This is a genomic window from Leucobacter sp. NPDC077196, assembly GCF_040687075.1.
GTDB lineage: Bacteria > Actinomycetota > Actinomycetes > Actinomycetales > Microbacteriaceae > Leucobacter.
Genome location: NZ_JBFBML010000014.1, coordinates 48627 through 64189 on the forward strand (window position 1 = coordinate 48627; position 15563 = coordinate 64189).

At 62.4% G+C, this 15563-nt stretch carries 13 protein-coding genes and 2 pseudogenes; 5 read left to right on the plus strand and 10 right to left on the minus strand.

Annotation, left to right across the window (positions count from 1 at the left end; translation table 11 throughout):
- Positions 1-142 precede the first annotated feature (142 nt).
- The gene (locus tag AB0O71_RS12655) at positions 143-331 is read left to right on the plus strand and encodes a class I SAM-dependent methyltransferase (RefSeq protein ID WP_363745834.1); all 189 of its coding nucleotides are present in this window, start codon (positions 143-145) and stop codon (positions 329-331) included.
- A 321-nt stretch (positions 332-652) separates the two neighbouring features.
- Here AB0O71_RS12655 and AB0O71_RS12660 read toward each other — a convergent pair whose 3' ends face one another.
- The gene (locus AB0O71_RS12660) at positions 653-2137 is read right to left on the minus strand and encodes an alpha/beta hydrolase domain-containing protein (protein ID WP_363745836.1); all 1485 of its coding nucleotides are present in this window, start codon (positions 2135-2137) and stop codon (positions 653-655) included.
- A gap of 110 nt (positions 2138-2247) precedes the next feature.
- On the opposite strand from AB0O71_RS12660, the gene AB0O71_RS12665 reads away from it, so the two are divergent.
- A complete protein-coding gene (locus AB0O71_RS12665; protein ID WP_363745838.1) occupies positions 2248-2622 on the plus strand; it encodes a nuclear transport factor 2 family protein in 375 nt (124 codons plus the stop codon).
- 82 nt (positions 2623-2704) lie between these two features.
- On the opposite strand, the gene AB0O71_RS12670 is transcribed toward AB0O71_RS12665, so the two are convergent.
- From AB0O71_RS12670 to AB0O71_RS12705, 8 genes are all read right to left on the minus strand, one after another.
- Complete coding sequence (locus tag AB0O71_RS12670) at positions 2705-4318, minus strand: amidohydrolase (RefSeq protein WP_363745840.1); 1614 nt, start codon at positions 4316-4318, stop codon at positions 2705-2707.
- Positions 4318-6042, minus strand: coding sequence for an ABC transporter ATP-binding protein (locus AB0O71_RS12675; RefSeq protein ID WP_363745842.1), 1725 nt, complete (start codon positions 6040-6042; stop codon positions 4318-4320). The genes AB0O71_RS12670 and AB0O71_RS12675 overlap by 1 nt, the downstream gene beginning before the upstream one ends.
- Positions 6043-6059: 17 nt before the next feature.
- A complete protein-coding gene (locus tag AB0O71_RS12680) occupies positions 6060-7625 on the minus strand; it encodes an ABC transporter substrate-binding protein (protein WP_363745844.1) in 1566 nt (521 codons plus the stop codon).
- A gap of 6 nt (positions 7626-7631) precedes the next feature.
- Entirely contained in the window at positions 7632-8543 is a 912-nt protein-coding gene (locus tag AB0O71_RS12685; protein WP_363745846.1) for an ABC transporter permease, read from the minus strand.
- Between the two features lie 68 nt (positions 8544-8611).
- Positions 8612-9562 carry an ABC transporter permease gene (locus AB0O71_RS12690; protein WP_363745848.1) on the minus strand — a complete coding sequence of 317 codons (951 nt, stop codon included), beginning with the start codon at positions 9560-9562 and terminating at the stop codon, positions 8612-8614.
- A gap of 8 nt (positions 9563-9570) precedes the next feature.
- Positions 9571-11277, minus strand: a complete 1707-nt coding sequence (locus AB0O71_RS12695; RefSeq protein WP_363745850.1) for a CocE/NonD family hydrolase — start codon at positions 11275-11277, stop codon at positions 9571-9573.
- Positions 11274-12602, minus strand: coding sequence for an LLM class flavin-dependent oxidoreductase (locus AB0O71_RS12700; RefSeq protein WP_336661984.1), 1329 nt, complete (start codon positions 12600-12602; stop codon positions 11274-11276). Before AB0O71_RS12700 ends, AB0O71_RS12695 begins: the two co-directional genes overlap by 4 nt.
- Before the next feature lie 40 nt (positions 12603-12642).
- Entirely contained in the window at positions 12643-13182 is a 540-nt protein-coding gene (locus tag AB0O71_RS12705; RefSeq protein ID WP_211648313.1) for a nuclear transport factor 2 family protein, read from the minus strand.
- 261 nt (positions 13183-13443) lie between these two features.
- Between AB0O71_RS12705 and AB0O71_RS12710 the strand changes: the two genes are divergently transcribed.
- From AB0O71_RS12710 to AB0O71_RS12720, 3 genes and pseudogenes are all read left to right on the plus strand, one after another.
- A complete protein-coding gene (locus tag AB0O71_RS12710) occupies positions 13444-14010 on the plus strand; it encodes a MarR family transcriptional regulator (protein ID WP_363745853.1) in 567 nt (188 codons plus the stop codon).
- A 48-nt stretch (positions 14011-14058) separates the two neighbouring features.
- Positions 14059-14484, plus strand: a pseudogene (locus AB0O71_RS12715) (flavin reductase family protein); the annotation flags it as partial.
- Between the two features lie 156 nt (positions 14485-14640).
- Positions 14641-15204, plus strand: a complete 564-nt coding sequence (locus AB0O71_RS12720; RefSeq protein ID WP_363745859.1) for an FCD domain-containing protein — start codon at positions 14641-14643, stop codon at positions 15202-15204.
- A gap of 221 nt (positions 15205-15425) precedes the next feature.
- Here the strand turns inward: AB0O71_RS12720 and AB0O71_RS12725 are convergent.
- Positions 15426-15563 (minus strand): annotated as a pseudogene (locus AB0O71_RS12725) (IS481 family transposase); the annotation flags it as partial.

The following is a 15563-nucleotide window of genomic DNA, read 5'->3' on the forward strand; positions in this document are numbered from 1 at the left end:
GTGAAGCGCTCCAGGAAATGTGAGGCACACGGAATGAGGTGCCGCACGGCACACGATTCTGAACGCGCGCTACACGCACGCCGACTGCCACAGAGCGATGTGAGACGCCGCAGACCGGCTCGGAGTGCCTGCTGACGAGCCCGTGTTGAAGCCAGGGTGCGGTACCGGCGACTTCATCCGTCAAGCGCGCCCGGGCCAGCGGGTGACGGGCGTGGAGCTTGACCCCACGACAGCAGAGGTCGCGCGACTTTTGCATCCCGGAGCGACGGTGCGAAACGAGTCTCTTGATGACACGTTCCTCGATTCCGACTGCACAATAACTTCATCGTGAAATCTCTCCGGGGCACGGAGAAGCAGATGCCTTCGCGGAACGAGAGCTCGCCACCCGTTCCTCCGTGACGCACGTACTCGAGAGCAGCATGAGCGAGGGAGAGATCAAGGGGAAGCTGCTCACCCCCGCCCAGCGCATCGGATACTCAGAATGGTGGATCGACAATCGCGGTACGTAATTTGAGACATTGCCCGTACTGCCTGCAGATCCAGTGCTCGAGGAAGACGAATAGGCTAATGAGAACCCGGAATAAACGACACGACACCGCGATTTGCGACGCGAGGGTTCCGGCGACGCCGCCGGAACCCTCGCGGAAGCCAATCAGTTGAGGTCGTCATTCTCTGGATACCGAGCGCAGGCCGAGAGCACAGCCAGCTCGGCGTGCTCAGGGAGGAGCCATCCGGTGTCAACCAATTCGGCCGCGCGGCGCCGCGCTGAATTGCGGTATCCGTCGGGTCCGCCGTACCGTGCGTCCGCTTCCGCGCGAGTAAATGGTACGTGTTCCCAGGCCGGCATGATGTGGCGCTCGCTCGGTACAACTCGCATAAAGGCGAGCGGGAGATCGATTTCGAGTGAGCGTAGCCCGCCGATCGCATGACCATCATTGTCGCGCACTGGCTCGATTCCTGAAAAGTCAACTCCCTCGGGATCGCGTTCAAAGCCGCGCGGCACCTCGAAGGGAATCGGGTCTGCGCGAGGCGGCGCGACCCCGTCGCTCCACGCGACGAGGTGCGAAACTGTCGTCGCGATCAACCATTTGCTGCCCTCGTTGCGCGGTGAATCATCGGCATTCAGCTCTGTGTCGGGGACATCACCGAGCCCCTGCTCACTGCGTCGGGCAGCGGTGGGCAGCAGGCCGGGCTCATGCCCTCGACCGGGAACGGGGTAGCATCGATAAGAATCGCCCGGCAAATCGCTATCAGGGCGGGCGTGCCAGAGGTGATGCTGCGCTTCATCCTCGCTGTGGTATTCGATAACGGGCACCGGCGGTCGAGTGATCGTGCGGCGGCGATCGTCGATGGGGACAACGCCCGTGAGCCCGCCCGCCGGCGCAAAGCTCTCGTCGAGCGGCATCTCGCCATCGCGTTCCAATTCGACGTACCCCATAGGCCCGAACCCACCGCTCGACACCCCAATGAGATAGCCATCGATGATCGGTGCTCCGCTGAGACCAGCAGGAGTCGACTCGCCAAGTGCCAAGGAGTGCTGCTCGTGCAGTCGTTCGGAGAGGTAAGTACGCAGAAAGCTGCCCGATTGTGACCATCCAGTGGCAAAGCGCCGAGATGGAGCGCGCAACCCCGGAAGCAATCCTCCCGCAGCGGGAAGGTGTGTGGTTGCGGCCACGGCACCGAGCATGTCCCAGATGGCACTGTCGTGGGGGAAGCTGAGTGAGGCATAGCGTTCGGGGTCACGCTGCCGCAGATCGGCAATGGTCACCGATTTGCAAGTGATGCCAAGGTAGGCGTCTCCTCGCTCCATGAGGTGATACCCCGCATCAGGCCAGAACATTGGGAAGTCTGAACCCGTCGACGGGTTAAACAACTCGATGTGCACCACTCCGCTGAAATTCGCGTCGTTCCGGGGGTGGATGGCAAGTATCCGAGTGGCGTACGGCTCAGATGCACCGAGCGAGCCGCGGGCGTCCCGGTACACACGCGCGGTCCCTGACACCCGAAATTCCTCCACCGCATACCCTGCTTCGTCCAGCGGCGGATGCGGAAGCGCATCCCAGCCGTTGGGCGAAAGATATGGTGGCGCTCCCCCGATGGTCGAAATCGGCTGCACCTGAAGATCAAGCGAAATCATCTCAAGATTCCTTCCTTAGCTTAAGAACAAGATATGTAGGTTTTTTGTAAATGCCATGAATTTCCCACGAAACGTGAGACACTGGGTATTCACGTATCGAGGAGGTCCACATGACCAACCAGTCTCTGCAAGCCTGGTACGACAACTACTTGGCGACATTCAATGCGCAAGACCTTTCCGGGCTGGAAGAGTTCTTGGCCCCCCAGATCTACTTCGACTGGGGAGGCGACATGGAGGACCTCGATGGGCGGGAAGCATTCTTCGCCTTTTACCGAATCGCGTGGCAGCACTTCACTGAGCGGGTGAGGGGCACGGTTCTGGCGGCCGATGAGCACCACATCCGGGCCTTGGTCGAAAACACCATCGAGGTCACCCGGGATTGGCCCGACTCGCCGCTGCGCCCGTACACCCAGGGAGAAGTGATCCACCTTAAGGGCGAGATGACCTACACCCTGCAGGACCGCAAGATCACGCGTATTGCCTGACCACGGGCTGTGACTCTACTGGGTAGCTCCGAGCACCGCATGGGCGCACGGGGCACCCGGTAGCCCCGGCGTGAGCAAAGCCTCACACGCGGCGCCCCGCAACGAATGTCGCCTTCACCGCAATCGATACAAGTTCTTCGGGGGGTGCTGTTAAGGGATCAGCGGCAAACACGGTGAGGTCAGCACGAGCGCCGGGGGCAATGACACCTTCTACGCCATCCGCACCGTAGATTGTCGCCACCGACTCGGTATAGGCCGCGAGCGCCTGTCGCGCAGTGACCGCCTCGTCGGGTAGCAATGGCTCCATGTCCCCGCTCAAAGCGCGGCGGGTGCGCGCCATCGCCATCACCACTCGCGGGTCGGAAGGCCCGATCGGCCAGTCCGATCCGAAAGCGACCACTGCACCCGCTTCAATGAATGATCGAACGCGCGCGATCTGCTCGTGACGGTCACCAAGGCGATGCATAAAGTGGTTCGAGCCGTCTGCGCCGAACGACATGATCGAGATTCCGGGCTGCATGCTCGCGATGGCTCCACTCTCAGCAAACTCGCGCACCAAATCGTCGTCAGCGATCTCGACGTGTTCGATGCGGTGCCTTGGGGCGTCTGCAGAAGCCGGAAGCGAGGCGATGACGTCCAACGCATGCCGCACCGCAGCGTCTCCGATCGCGTGCGTGGCCGAGGCGATGCCAGCGGCGTGGAATGCCCGCAGTGCCTCCGAGTAGCGCTCGGGATCGTCCCAAACGGATCGTACCGACTCGCCGAGCGCGTCGGCCTCCTGCAGCCATGCCGTGCCGTTCTCGACCGTTCCATCCAAAAAGAACTTGACGCCTTCGATCGACCAGTTCCGACCCCCATGACCCTGCAACGCAATGATCTCGTCATACGAGTAGTCGCCGTCTCGCACCTCGTTACGGTAGACGGGGGAGAACCGGACGCGTAGCGGCAGCTCGGTTTCCGACTCAATGAGCTCCAGAGTTTCGGCGCAGCTCGCATCGTAGGTGAGTGAATGGGTGGAGGTAATCCCTGTTGCAGCCATCTGTTGGAACAGTGCCAACAGGGCATCCGCCCGCTCCCGCACACTTTGCACGGGGGCGGCGCTCTCTACGAGCTTCATGGCAGCAAACTCTTTGAGGTATCCGGTCGGCGTGCCGTCAGGAGTGAGCACCACCTCGGCGGTGCCAGGGAGGTCCGCTGCTCCGAAGACACCTGCTGCTTGAAGCGCCAGACTGCTCGCCACGGCAGCGTGGAAGTCGAAGAGGCGAATGAATACGGGATTCTTGGGACTGCCGAGGTCGAGGGGCTCGCGTGCGGGATCGCCTGCGAAAGCTTCTGGTCGGAGGTTCCACCCAATAATCCACTCACCCGCTTTGAGGCGTGCGGCTTCTGCCGAGAGCGCCAACACCAATTGATCAGTGTCTCGCACCTCCCCCAGGTCAATCCCGCGCACCCCGAGCAGCCCATGCACCGGGTGCGTATGAGGATCAGAAAGCCCGGCGCTGACTGTTGCCCCGGCGAAGTGGTGGCGCTCGCCGTTCTCGCTGAGTCGCCAGCGGTCCGCGTCATCACCGCTCCCCAACTCGGCGACCTCACCTGAGCGCACACCGATGGCGGTCACACCAGTGGGACCGTGCTCGCCCGTGTCGATGCGTTTGGCCGTGAGGATCAGGTCGAACTCAGTATCTGGAGATGACATCACGCGGCATTCCTTCCCTGTGGCGGTTCCGCAGCCTGGAACAGCTGACGGGTGTACTCCTCGCGTGGCGCAGAGAAGATGGTTGCAGTGTCGCCGTATTCGATTAGCTCACCATGCCGCATCACGGCAACGCGATGCGAGAGGTGACGAATCACGGCAAGGTCGTGCGAAATGAAAAGCAGGGTGACCCCCGTGCGTGCCTGGATATCGGCGAGGAGATTCAGAACCTGGGCTTGCACCGACACGTCGAGCGCACTGGTGGGTTCATCGAGCACGATGAGCTCGGGGTCCGTCACAAGTGCGCGGGCGATGGCAATGCGCTGACGCTGGCCGCCCGAAAACTCCCGTGGGTAACGCTCCGCTGCCTCGGCCGGGAGCGCGACGAGATTCAGACACGCGCGCACGCGCTCCTCGACCTCATTGGCCCGCGCACCCTGGGCACGTAGCGGTTCACCGATCGACCTCCCCACTGGGTGCCGGGGGTCGAGAGTGTCATTGGGATCCTGAAACACGATCTGCACCCGACGGCGATGCTCGCGCAGCGCCGCACCGCGCAACTGCGCGATGTCGATCCCGTCGTAGCGCACCGCTCCGCTCGTTGGTGATTCAATGCGCAGGGCAAGGCGAGCGAGCGTACTCTTTCCAGAGCCTGATTCGCCGACGACACCGAATGTCTCCCCGCGGCGCAACCCGAGAGAAATCCCTTTGAGTGCTTGGACGCGGCCAAACGGAGGCACCCGGTATTCCTTCGTTACGGCGTCGAAGCTCAGGAAGGTTTCGGGCTGCAAGGGATCTGGCTCGTAAGTCAGCACCTCGGGCGGCACATCGACTGTATCCGCGTCGGGAGCCATCGCTTCACTCACCACGCTCAATCGGCTTCGGGGCGGGATGTGCGGCCCTGGCGCGCAGAGCACGAGGGCTGCCGTGTATGCATGTTTCGGATTGCTGAGCACTTTCGCGGGTGGCCCTTGTTCGACGATCTTCCCCCGGTACATGACATTGATGCGGTCGCAATTCGCCCCGATCATGGTGAGGTCATGCGAGATAAGCAGGATACTCAGGTTGAGCCGGTCTTTTAGCTCCATAAGGAGGTCCAGGATCTGCGCCTGGACCGTCACATCGAGCGCGGTCGTCGGCTCGTCAGCCACCAGCAGCGCGGGGTCTCCGGCGAGAGCAATCGCGATCATAACCCGCTGGCGTTGACCGCCCGAGAGCTGGTGCGGGTACTGCCGCATCCGAATGTGCGGATCGGGCATGCGAACGAGTTCGAGCAACTCGAGCGCACGCTCGCGAGCCGCGCGTCGGCCCGCGAGCCCGTGAATCAACATCACCTCGATGATCTGATCCCCGATCCGCATGACGGGGTTCAGCGCAGTCATGGGTTCCTGGAACACCATCGACGCCACCCGGCCGCGCAGGTTGCGCAGTTCGCGGGGCCCAGCTCCGAGCATTTCGTTGCCTGCGACTTCGAGGTGTCGAGCCGTGACAATCGCCTGCGGAGGCAATAACCCCATCGCAGCCATAGCGATCGTCGACTTTCCCGATCCCGACTCTCCAATTACGCCCACCACCTCGCCCGGCGCTATGTGAAGAGAAACGTCATCGACTACCGGGCTGCCCGGCTGGTAGGCGACGCTGAGGCCCTCGATATGGAGTGTGCGCTGCTGGTTCATTGCTCTCAATCCTTGGTTCGAGGGGTTTCCGCCGAATCGCGGAAACCCCATCACCACTTCGTTCGCGCCTATTGCTCGATTGACGCGTTCTTCAGGTTGATCCTTCCCATGAACGGGTCAGGGGTGTAGCCCTGCACCTTTGGCGAGAGGTACTCGTACCCCATCACGCTGGAGGCCGGGATCAGCAGCAGTACCTTGTCCGTGATTTCATTGGTAGCTTGCTGCACGAGCGCGCGTCGCTTGTCGACGTCGGGCTCGTGGATCATCTGCTGCACAAGTGCGCGCGCAGATTGAGCGTCGGGATTGTCGCCCCAGAAATCGAGCACGCTGCCGCTGGTCGCTGCGAAGTACCCGCTGACGTCGGACTGCGCGATCATCGGGATCAGCAGCAGTCCGGACGGGGCCGGCGCGCCACCGAAGACCGCGGTGATGTTCGACCACGCTTCGGCCTTGAGGTTCAGGGTGATACCTGCCTGCTTGAGCTGCTCCTTGAGAACCTCGAGCATTGGCACGTCAGCCGCACTGATATCGCCGGCGTAGGTCAGGTCGATCGTGACGTCGCTGTAGCCGGAGCCGGCGATCAACCGCTTGGCCTCTGCGAGATCGTACTGGTAGTAGGGCGCATCAGCGGGTTCCTCGTCGAGTTTGCGGGGATCGCCGGGCGGCACAGGCAAAGCCAGCGAACCCTGACCACCCATACCCACCTCAATGAGCTCCTCACGATTAATGGCGAGCGAGACGGCGCGGCGCACATCGATGTTCTCGAGCGGCGTGCCCGCTGCCGAAATCATGAGATTCATATTGCGCAGCGCGGGAGAGGCGCCAGGCACGAAACCCGCCGCTTCCGCTTGGTCGGCGATGACGGGATCGGAGATGTCAGCGGCCTCTACAAGTCCCTGCTGCAGCATCGCCAAACGAGCGGAGTTGTCACTCGCCTGCACCCATTCGATGCCGTCGAGCTTGACCTTGTCGGCGTCGCGGTACCCCTCGTTCTTCTTCAGGATGAGTTTGACCCCGTCCTCCCAGCTCTCGAACGCGAACGCTCCAGACCCGTTAGCGGAGCGCATGCGCTCGTCTTCGGAAGTAGTCTCGTACCAATCCTTGCTGAAAATAAACATCCCCGACCACGCTGACGCGATCGGCAGGAACGCACCGTTGGGTTCATCGAACTGCACTTCGACTTTCCCATCATCGGTTGCTCGGGCCTCGCGGAACCCCGCGAGCTGATCTGGCGCTCCCGGTGCGGCCAGGGATATCGAATATGCGACGTCCTCCGCTGTAAGCGGCGTCCCATCGGCGAAGCTCACGTCATCACGAATCGTGAAGACAAACGTTTTCCCATCGGTGGCGTCCCAGTCGGTCGCGATGCCCGGCTGAAGTGTTCCGTCATCGTCCACCGTCAGCAGCGTTTCGTACATCTGCGCGAGCACGATGCGATTGGCCAGCGGCTGCGTTCCATTCACCGGGTCAAGACCACCGGTCACGGGGAGGGAATCGACGCCGTAGCGCAGCATTCCCCCGCTGGCGGAACTCTCCTGGGATGCGGCATCAGGGTTCCCGCTGCAGGCAGTGAGTGTGAGCATCGCAGCGAGCGCGGCGCCGATGCCGGCTCGAAGTAGCATGCGTTTCTTCATGGGAGATTACTCCATTTCTTGGGTACGGATGGTGCGAGTCGTGGGGCGCTGCGGAGGCGATTCGTTCTCGGATTTCCGCGGGCGTGCCGCCCGCCCGGGTCGCGACCCTGCGAGCAGCGCGATCATTGCCATGAGGACGTTGCGTCGGCGCGTGGTCCCACTGCCAATCGACTTTTGCAGCCCGTCGGCGAGCAAATTCCAGGCGACCACTTGCAGGAGAATGAGTAGCGAAGGCAGCACGATCAGGTAGGGGTACGTAAGCATGTACTTCTGGAACTCGTTGACCATACGGCCTGCCGAGGGGTTCGGTGGCTGCACACCCTGGCCGAGGTAGCTCAGGGTTGCCTCAACGAGCACGGTTTGGCCGGCTACCCCGGCCATTGTCACCAGCAGCGGGGTGGCCACGTTCGGCAGGATATGGCCGACGGCGATACTCCAACGCGACCGGCCTGCAATCTCAGCCGCCGTGATGAAGCCACGCTCCTTGATAGCAAGTATCGGACCGCGCATGATTCGAGTCAGCACGGGCGCGAAGAGAACCGTCATCGTGAGAAGCAGGGTGACGGTGCCGGGTCCGAGAATCGCTTTGATAACCAACGCCATCAGCAGACCGGGGATCGAGAGCACCAGATCTGTGGCGCGCATGATGAGGCTGTCCCAGATACCACCGAAATACCCGGCGATCAGCGCGAGCCCGATCCCGACTACCGCTGCGAGCAGCGTTGCGACGACCGCGAGTTGCAGCCCACCGAGCGCGGCCGTCGACAGGCGCGCAGTCATCTCACGGCCGAGGTTGTCTGTTCCCAGCAAGTGCTGCGCAGACGGAGCAGAGAGCGCGTCGGGCCCGTAGCTTTCGGCGTCGACACCAGGCAGAAGACTCGAAAGAGCGAAGAGCACGAGGCCAACGAAGAGCCCCAATCCAATCCGAAGTTCCCAGTTTCCCTCGCGCCGGCTTGCGCGGCGACTCGGTCGCAGTGCTGTGATGTTCACTTTTTCACCAGCCTTACTCTCGGATCGATCAATGGATAACTGAGGTCGACCAGCAGGTTGATCAGGACGTAGAACGCCCCAAGAATCACGACGTAACTCTGAATCGCGGGGTAGTCGCTGGTGTTCATGGCGGCAATCAGTGCGGTCCCCATACCAGGCAGTGTGAACACGTTTTCGATCACGATTGTGCCACCGATGAGCAGCGCCATTGTCGTTCCGACGACGGTGACGACCGGGATAAGGCTATTGCGCAGGGCGTGCCCGAACACGAGTCTTAGTTGAGATGCTCCCTTGGCTCTCGCCGTCCGGATGTAATCCTGATCAAGCGCGTCGAGGAGTGAATTGCGCACGTAGCGGGTCAGCACGGCTCCGCTGCCGAGTCCCAGCAGCATCCCCGGCACCAGCAGCGACGCGAGGTGGCCGGTTGCACTCTGCTCCCAGCTCTGGTAACCGAGAAGCGGAAGTCGCAGGGTGAACGAGTTTACGACCACCACGAACGTCGCCGCGATGAATTCGGGGAGGGAGATCAGTAAGAACGCGAGGGCACGAATGGAGACATCGGGAACGCGGCCACGCCAGAATGCCGCCGCGGTGCCGAACGTTAGTCCAAAGAGCACGGCGATGACCGTCGCGATCAGTGCGAGTTCGATCGTTACCGGTAGACGGCTCGCGACCTGCTCCTGCAGGAGTACGGGCATGGTGAGCGAGCGGCCGAGGTTTCCGGTGAGCAGGCCCCCGAGCCAAGTGAGGTACTGCTCGGGCCACGGTCGGTTGAGGCCCAACTGCTCGCGGATCGCGGCGATCTGCTCCGGCGTGGCCGAGTCGGTATCGACGATGTTCGCGACTGGATCGCCGGGAATCAATCGCACGATCAAGAAGCAAAGGATCGAGAGAGCGAAGAGCACTCCGATTGATGCGGCAAGCCTTCCCGCGATGTAACGCAACACGGCGATCCTCACCCTTCTTCGCCGGCGCCTGCCGGAACATCGATCGGGATCCGCAGGCGACTGTCGAATTCGGTGCCCGCGAGCAACGTCCAGCGTCCCCGTGTGCGCAACTCTTCGTGCAGGATCTGCAGCGGTGGCCTTCCAGCGGCGGGTGGCCGCACGAGGAAATCACGCCCTTGGACCGACAGCACCAGCGTCTCACCCGCTGCGAAGCGCGTCGCCTGCGCCCAGATCTCAACCTCAAGGCAAACGGGCCGACCTGGTTCGAGCGGCTGTTCGCCAGTGTGAGGATGCCAGGGCACGAGCGCGGTCGAGCGCACGGCATCGAGTGCGCGGTGGCTCGCCCGCAACCACCCCAACGCCACAGGGCCATCGTCGAAGAGGGCATTCACTGGGAAGGTCACTTCGTCACCCGCGCGGTTGAGCTTACCCACTGCAACGAAAACGTCGGCGTCGAGTATGTCGAGGGTAGGGTTCGCCGGGGCCTCATCCGCATTATCAACCCGCAGCCAGAGGCGAAGCGACATCGGTCCGATCAACTCCGTATCACGCTCAAAGACGTAGCTGAATTGCGCCGTTTCCGCGCGCGGATCGAACTGCACTTCGCTTTCCGGCGCATGCGACTCGACCAGCCGGGCGTTGCCCGCATCAAGGAAGAGCGACCGGTGATGCTCTGACGGTGGCCATGCGGGCGCGGTCCGCCACGTCGAGCGTTGCTCACGCGGATCATCGCGCACTTCGAGGTGCACGCGCGGCCAATCGCGCAGACCGCGCTCCTCCCCCTTCAGGAATGTGTCAAAGAACGCGAGCTGTCGCGCGCGACTCTCGGGGGCGTAAAAGTGACGCCACTTCTTCTGCCCGTGCACCTCAAGCCACTTTTGGGCGGAACCCATGGCTGAGAACGCAGTCAACGTCCCGCGCGTGTGCAGCCCGTGGTCGCTCCACGACGCCACCACGTAGGCGGGCACCGCGATCTCGTGCAGCGGGCCGTACTTTTCGGAGTAGTACGGATCGTCGAGTGGCCGGGCGACAATGTTGGCCTGAGGATCTTCCGTGGCGGTGAGTGAATATGACACGTTCTGGGCCACGCGGGGCCGGAATCCAGTCTCGGGGATCCCGCCATGTGTCGCGAACTCTCGGTACCAGTCCGAGAAGCACTCCCAGGGGCTGATGGCTTTAAGACTGGGCGGGCCTGCGACAGCAGCTTGGTACTGGCTCCCGGCGAGATAGGAGACGCCGAGCATTCCGACCGACCCAGTGCACCACTCGCGCGCGCCGATCCACTCGATCGTGTCGTAAAGATCATCCCTCTCCTGCGGCCCGTTGTGCGGAAAGACGCCCTCTGAATGCCAGAGCCCTCGAGGGTCGGCGAGCAACACACCGTAACCGTTCGCACACCAGAACACCGGGTCAGGTGCTTCGAAGCCGGTGAGTGGTGAGATCCATTCGGGATCGACGTCGGCTCCGGGGAAGGTTCGATCCGTGATCCAGTGCTTGCCATACGGCCCCCAAGCGAGCAGCACGGGGACCGGGTCGCCACCTTCCGGCAGAAAGGCGTCCACATAGATAGTCACACCATCGCGAAGAACGACGGGCAGATCCTTCTCGATTCGCAATCCGTGCCTGGAGAGGCGTTCGCGCGCGAGTGGTGGAGGAGCCGGCTTGCCGGTGACCGTGATCGGGTCAACCCCGGGCCGTGTGATGATGCCGTTCATCTGTTATCGCCGCTGGTCGAGAAGCGGACATCGGGGCGCGGCAGCTCGAGGTGCTCACGCAGGGTCTCGCCAGAGTACTCGGTGCGGAATAGCCCGCGATTTTGCAGTTCGGGAACGAGTTGCGCGCACATCCGTTCGAATCCGCCGGGGTTGTACGGTGCATTGAGGTTGAAGCCGTCGCAGGCTCCCGCTTCAAACCACTGCTGCATGCGGTCGGCGACGGTTGCTGCCGTACCGACGATCCACTGGTGCCCCGTCGAACGGGCTCGATCGAGAACGAGCTCACGCAGCGTGAGTCCGCCTTCTACTGCCTTGCTGCGGAAGATGTTCTGTCGGCTGCTTAGCTGACCCGGGTCGGGGAGACGCTCCTCGGGAATGCGCTCGTCCAGATCGATGTCGCCTAGTTGGATGCCGAAATCGGCCGCGATCTGACGTCGGCCTTGGTCGTAATCCAACATCTCTCCGAGTGCGGCAGCGATCTCCTCGGCCTCAGCAAGGGTGTCACCAATCACCGGAACGATTCCGGGCAGGATCTTCACACGTTCAGGGTCGCGACCCGCGTCTGCGACGAGACCTCTCAGCTCACTTGCGAAATCGATGGCGGTCGGCAAGTGCGGTTGCGCCGTATAGATTGCGTCGGCAATCGCACTTCCCAGCGCCTTCCCCGGGCCCGATGAGCCCGCCTGCACAATCACGGGTCGCCCTTGCGGAGAGCGCGGCCCGGTCAGCGGGCCCGCGACGGAGAAGAACTCGCCGGAGAAATCTATGGGACGCACTCGCGTCGGATCGAGCCAACGGCCTCCATCCCGGTCCACGACGACCGCGTCGTCCGACCAGCTGTCCCACAGGGCATTGACAATCTCGACAAACTCACGCGCGCGCCGGTACCGTTCAACGGGGTCGGGCATCTCAGCGAGACCGTAGTTCGCGAACCCGTCGGTCGATGTCACCACATTCCAGCCCGCGCGTCCGCCTGACAGATGGTCGAGGGCCGCGAGTTGACGGGCGGCGTTATAAGGCTCGGTGAACGAGGTCGAAATCGTTCCAATCAGCCCGATCCGCGAGGTCCGTGCGGCAATCGCCGAGAGCACCGTCATCGGCTCGTAAAAGCCGTTCATCATGGTATCCCCCCGCATGGCACCGTTCGCGTGTGAGACATCGCCGAAGAAGACCGCATCGAGCTTCGCTCGTTCGGCCATCTGAGCGAGCGACACCACGAAGTCGAGCCCGGGTACGTCCTCGGCACAGCTGCCGGGCAAACGCCAACTGTTGCGGTGGTAGCCGAGTGGCAGGAGAAAGGTCGTCAGCGTCATCTGGCGGGTCATGGTGTGCCTTTCGAGAGCATCGTTTCGGAGCGAGCGCGGGTCAGGAAGCGAGCGGTCGGAGCGCACCGACTACGCGCGAGTCCTGCTTCGCCGCCAGCAGTTCGTCGTCCGAGTCGGGAGCGTGGACCCGGAACCAGAGTTTCGAGATCTTCCACCTCGATCCGACGCGGCGATACTCACAGCGGTATTTGCCTTCAGACCAGGGTCCCCAAACGCGAATCGTGCCGAGGGCGGTGTGGAAGTCGCTTTGTAGCCGATGCCAGATCCACTCTCCGGTAGCAGTGTCGCCGTCGACGGTGATTACCGGAGAAGAGAGGATGTACCCGTCTCGGGTGCGCACAACGTGCTCGAGGTCATCGGCGAACATCTTCCGGATCTCGGTGCGGCCTCGGTGTACGCCGTGATTGCGAATGTCGCAGTAAGCGTCATCGGTGTAGTGATCAGCGACGCGATCCCAGTCGCGGTCTGCAAGGGCTCGTACGTAGTCGTTGTGCACCTCAGCGATCTGCTGCGCTGCTTCGAGTCGCTCTACTCGGAAGAGCAACTCCGTGACCAGCGGATCGGGGGATGAGGTCGACATGGGGGCTCCTTCGATGAACGCGACAGTGCGGGGACCAACCTGAGCGTGGCCGCCGTTTGGCGCCCCGCTCTCGGGCCTGACGAGACGCTATCACCGAATTCGATATTTAGTCAATCTCCAAACTACTTTCACTAAGCTTTTCGACCAATGTGGCTTGATTGCAACGATTTCCAGTGTAAAGTTAGTTCAAACATGGATGTTCTAGGATGATTTATCAGCGGGCAGCCGGTCCCGCTGCGAACTGAAAGCGAGACGCCCACCATGAGCGAAACCGATGAGACCGCAACTGAGGCGCATACGAACGATCGGTTCGGCTCGTTCCTTGAGCGTGCTCGTCACCGCGCTCGTTCCCGGTTTCCCGAGGCGAGCCTCGAGGATGCCACGGCAACCGGTCTCGTTCTTCGGCGCATCAATCGCCTCATGATGGACGATGCCGAGAACGAGGTCCTCCGCCCCGCCGGATTGTCCTGGACTGAGTTCCGCGTCTGCTTCTCGCTGTGGGTCTCAGGATCGCAGCAACCGCACGAGGTGGCCACGTCGACAGCCATGAGCCGTGCATCCGTTTCGACCACGATGAAGGGACTCAAAAAGAAAGAGCTCGTCGCCACACGCGACTCCACCATCGACCTTCGATCCATCATGATGACGCTCACCCCCGGTGGCATCGAGCTCGTCGAACGAGCGCATGCCGAGCACCAGGCGCTAATCGAGGACTGGCTTTCCCCGCTCTCGCCCCCCGAGCGCATGATTCTGCAGGGCCTGCTCGGCAAGATCATGCTCGGGCCGCGAGCACAGCCCTACGCGGATGGACACGCTGTAAACAGTTAGTCCTTCCTTTTCCCTATCCACACTCGCCCCTTCATGAAAGGCGCACTTATGACACAGCAGTCCTCACCTCTCACCCCGGTCAACGATGTCGCGTTTCGCAGCGTCATCGGCCACTTCGCCTCGGGGGTGACGATTATCACCACCGCCGAGGGTGAGCACTTGCACGGCACTACTGTGTCGGCGTTCAGTTCACTGTCACTCGACCCACCCATGGTAATCACGTGCCTCAACCGTTCCAGCAGCACCCACGATGCGCTGATGCGCACGGGTCGGTTCGCGGCGAGTATCCTTTCGGCGCAGCAGGGCGAGCTTGCCGTTCGCTTCGCGCGCCCACTTGAGGATCGCTTTGCCGGGGTCACCGTCGATTTCGGTGATGCGGATCTCCCGCTTCTGGACGGCCGGCTCGCGGGGATCGAGTGTGAGATTACCGAGACACACGTTGGCGGCACGCACACCGTGTTTTTTGGGCGAGTGCTGACCGCTTCAGTAGAGCCTGGAGAACCACTGACCTACTACCGGGGACAATTCGGCGAGTTCGCGGGTGCTCGCGAGCGATCCGCTCTCGCCTCGGCGCGACGCTGGATCCTGCAGCGCGCCGTACCAATTGGCGGCGAGATTGATGTAGAACTCATGGCTTCAGACCTCGGAATCAGCACGACCGCGGTCTTCAATACGCTCGTGAGCTTGAGTACCGCCGGTCTTGTGGCAAGAGATGAGGAAGACGGCACATTCCGCATTGCCCCATTGACCGCTGAGTCGGTCGACGAGCTCTATCGAACGCGGTTCGCAATTGAGATCGGCGTCGTCGAGGAGTACCTTCGTAACGCCGACTCCACCGACGTCGATCGGCTCGTGGAGCGTTCGCGCGAGCTCGCGGCACTCCCCCTCGACACCGCCGACGAGCTCGAGTCGTTCCTCGAGAGCAATCTCGATTTTCATGCCGCGGTCGTCGCTCTCTCAGGCTCCCGAGAGCTCGGTGAGCGGTTTCGGCAGTGCAGCGTCGCAGCCGCCTGGCTCCCCACCCTGAATGATCGGCTGTGGCAGCAGCAACTCGGCCATGAGTTGCTCACCGGCTACGCAGAAGCACTCAGCGCACGCGATGTCGCGGCAGCGCGCGCAGTGCTGCAACGACAGCGAGATTTCGTGCGCAACGCGGCCCGATCGGCGATATCAGTGCGCGGTGGCCTGATGTGAAAAGTGAATGCCAAATACCTGGACAGTCCTTTGCTGAACGGACTTGCCCAGTTGACCGGATGGCGATTCGTGGCGCCGAACCACGAGATCTCTTTTAGCTTCCAGACGTTCGACGCTCCGGGCATGTATTGGTTGCCCGCGGCATCGCGTGGACTGTTAGGTTTCGGCTGCCACACGGGCGTTTGCCCGCGGGACAGCTACTCGCAGTCAATGGCAGGCGTCTAGGTGTACTGACCTCGACCGTTGTTGACGCGGTCGATGGGCGTGCTGCCCCCGATGCCGAGGTGGGCTCTGTCTAGGTTGTAGTAATCGAGCCAGGACTGCAAGGCTGCAGCTCGGTCCTGGTTCGACGTCCAGGC

Coding starts and splice junctions, on each gene's coding strand:
- AB0O71_RS12700 (WP_336661984.1), bottom strand. CDS start 12,602: ATGACCCGCCAGATGACGCTGACGACCTTTCTCCTGCCACTCGGCTAC.
- AB0O71_RS12670 (WP_363745840.1), bottom strand. CDS start 4,318: ATGTCATCTCCAGATACTGAGTTCGACCTGATCCTCACGGCCAAACGC.
- AB0O71_RS12680 (WP_363745844.1), bottom strand. CDS start 7,625: ATGAAGAAACGCATGCTACTTCGAGCCGGCATCGGCGCCGCGCTCGCT.
- AB0O71_RS12705 (WP_211648313.1), bottom strand. CDS start 13,182: ATGTCGACCTCATCCCCCGATCCGCTGGTCACGGAGTTGCTCTTCCGA.
- AB0O71_RS12675 (WP_363745842.1), bottom strand. CDS start 6,042: ATGGGGTTTCCGCGATTCGGCGGAAACCCCTCGAACCAAGGATTGAGA.
- AB0O71_RS12720 (WP_363745859.1), top strand. CDS start 14,641: ATGGCTTCAGACCTCGGAATCAGCACGACCGCGGTCTTCAATACGCTC.
- AB0O71_RS12665 (WP_363745838.1), top strand. CDS start 2,248: ATGACCAACCAGTCTCTGCAAGCCTGGTACGACAACTACTTGGCGACA.
- AB0O71_RS12660 (WP_363745836.1), bottom strand. CDS start 2,137: ATGATTTCGCTTGATCTTCAGGTGCAGCCGATTTCGACCATCGGGGGA.
- AB0O71_RS12695 (WP_363745850.1), bottom strand. CDS start 11,277: ATGAACGGCATCATCACACGGCCCGGGGTTGACCCGATCACGGTCACC.
- AB0O71_RS12710 (WP_363745853.1), top strand. CDS start 13,444: ATGAGCGAAACCGATGAGACCGCAACTGAGGCGCATACGAACGATCGG.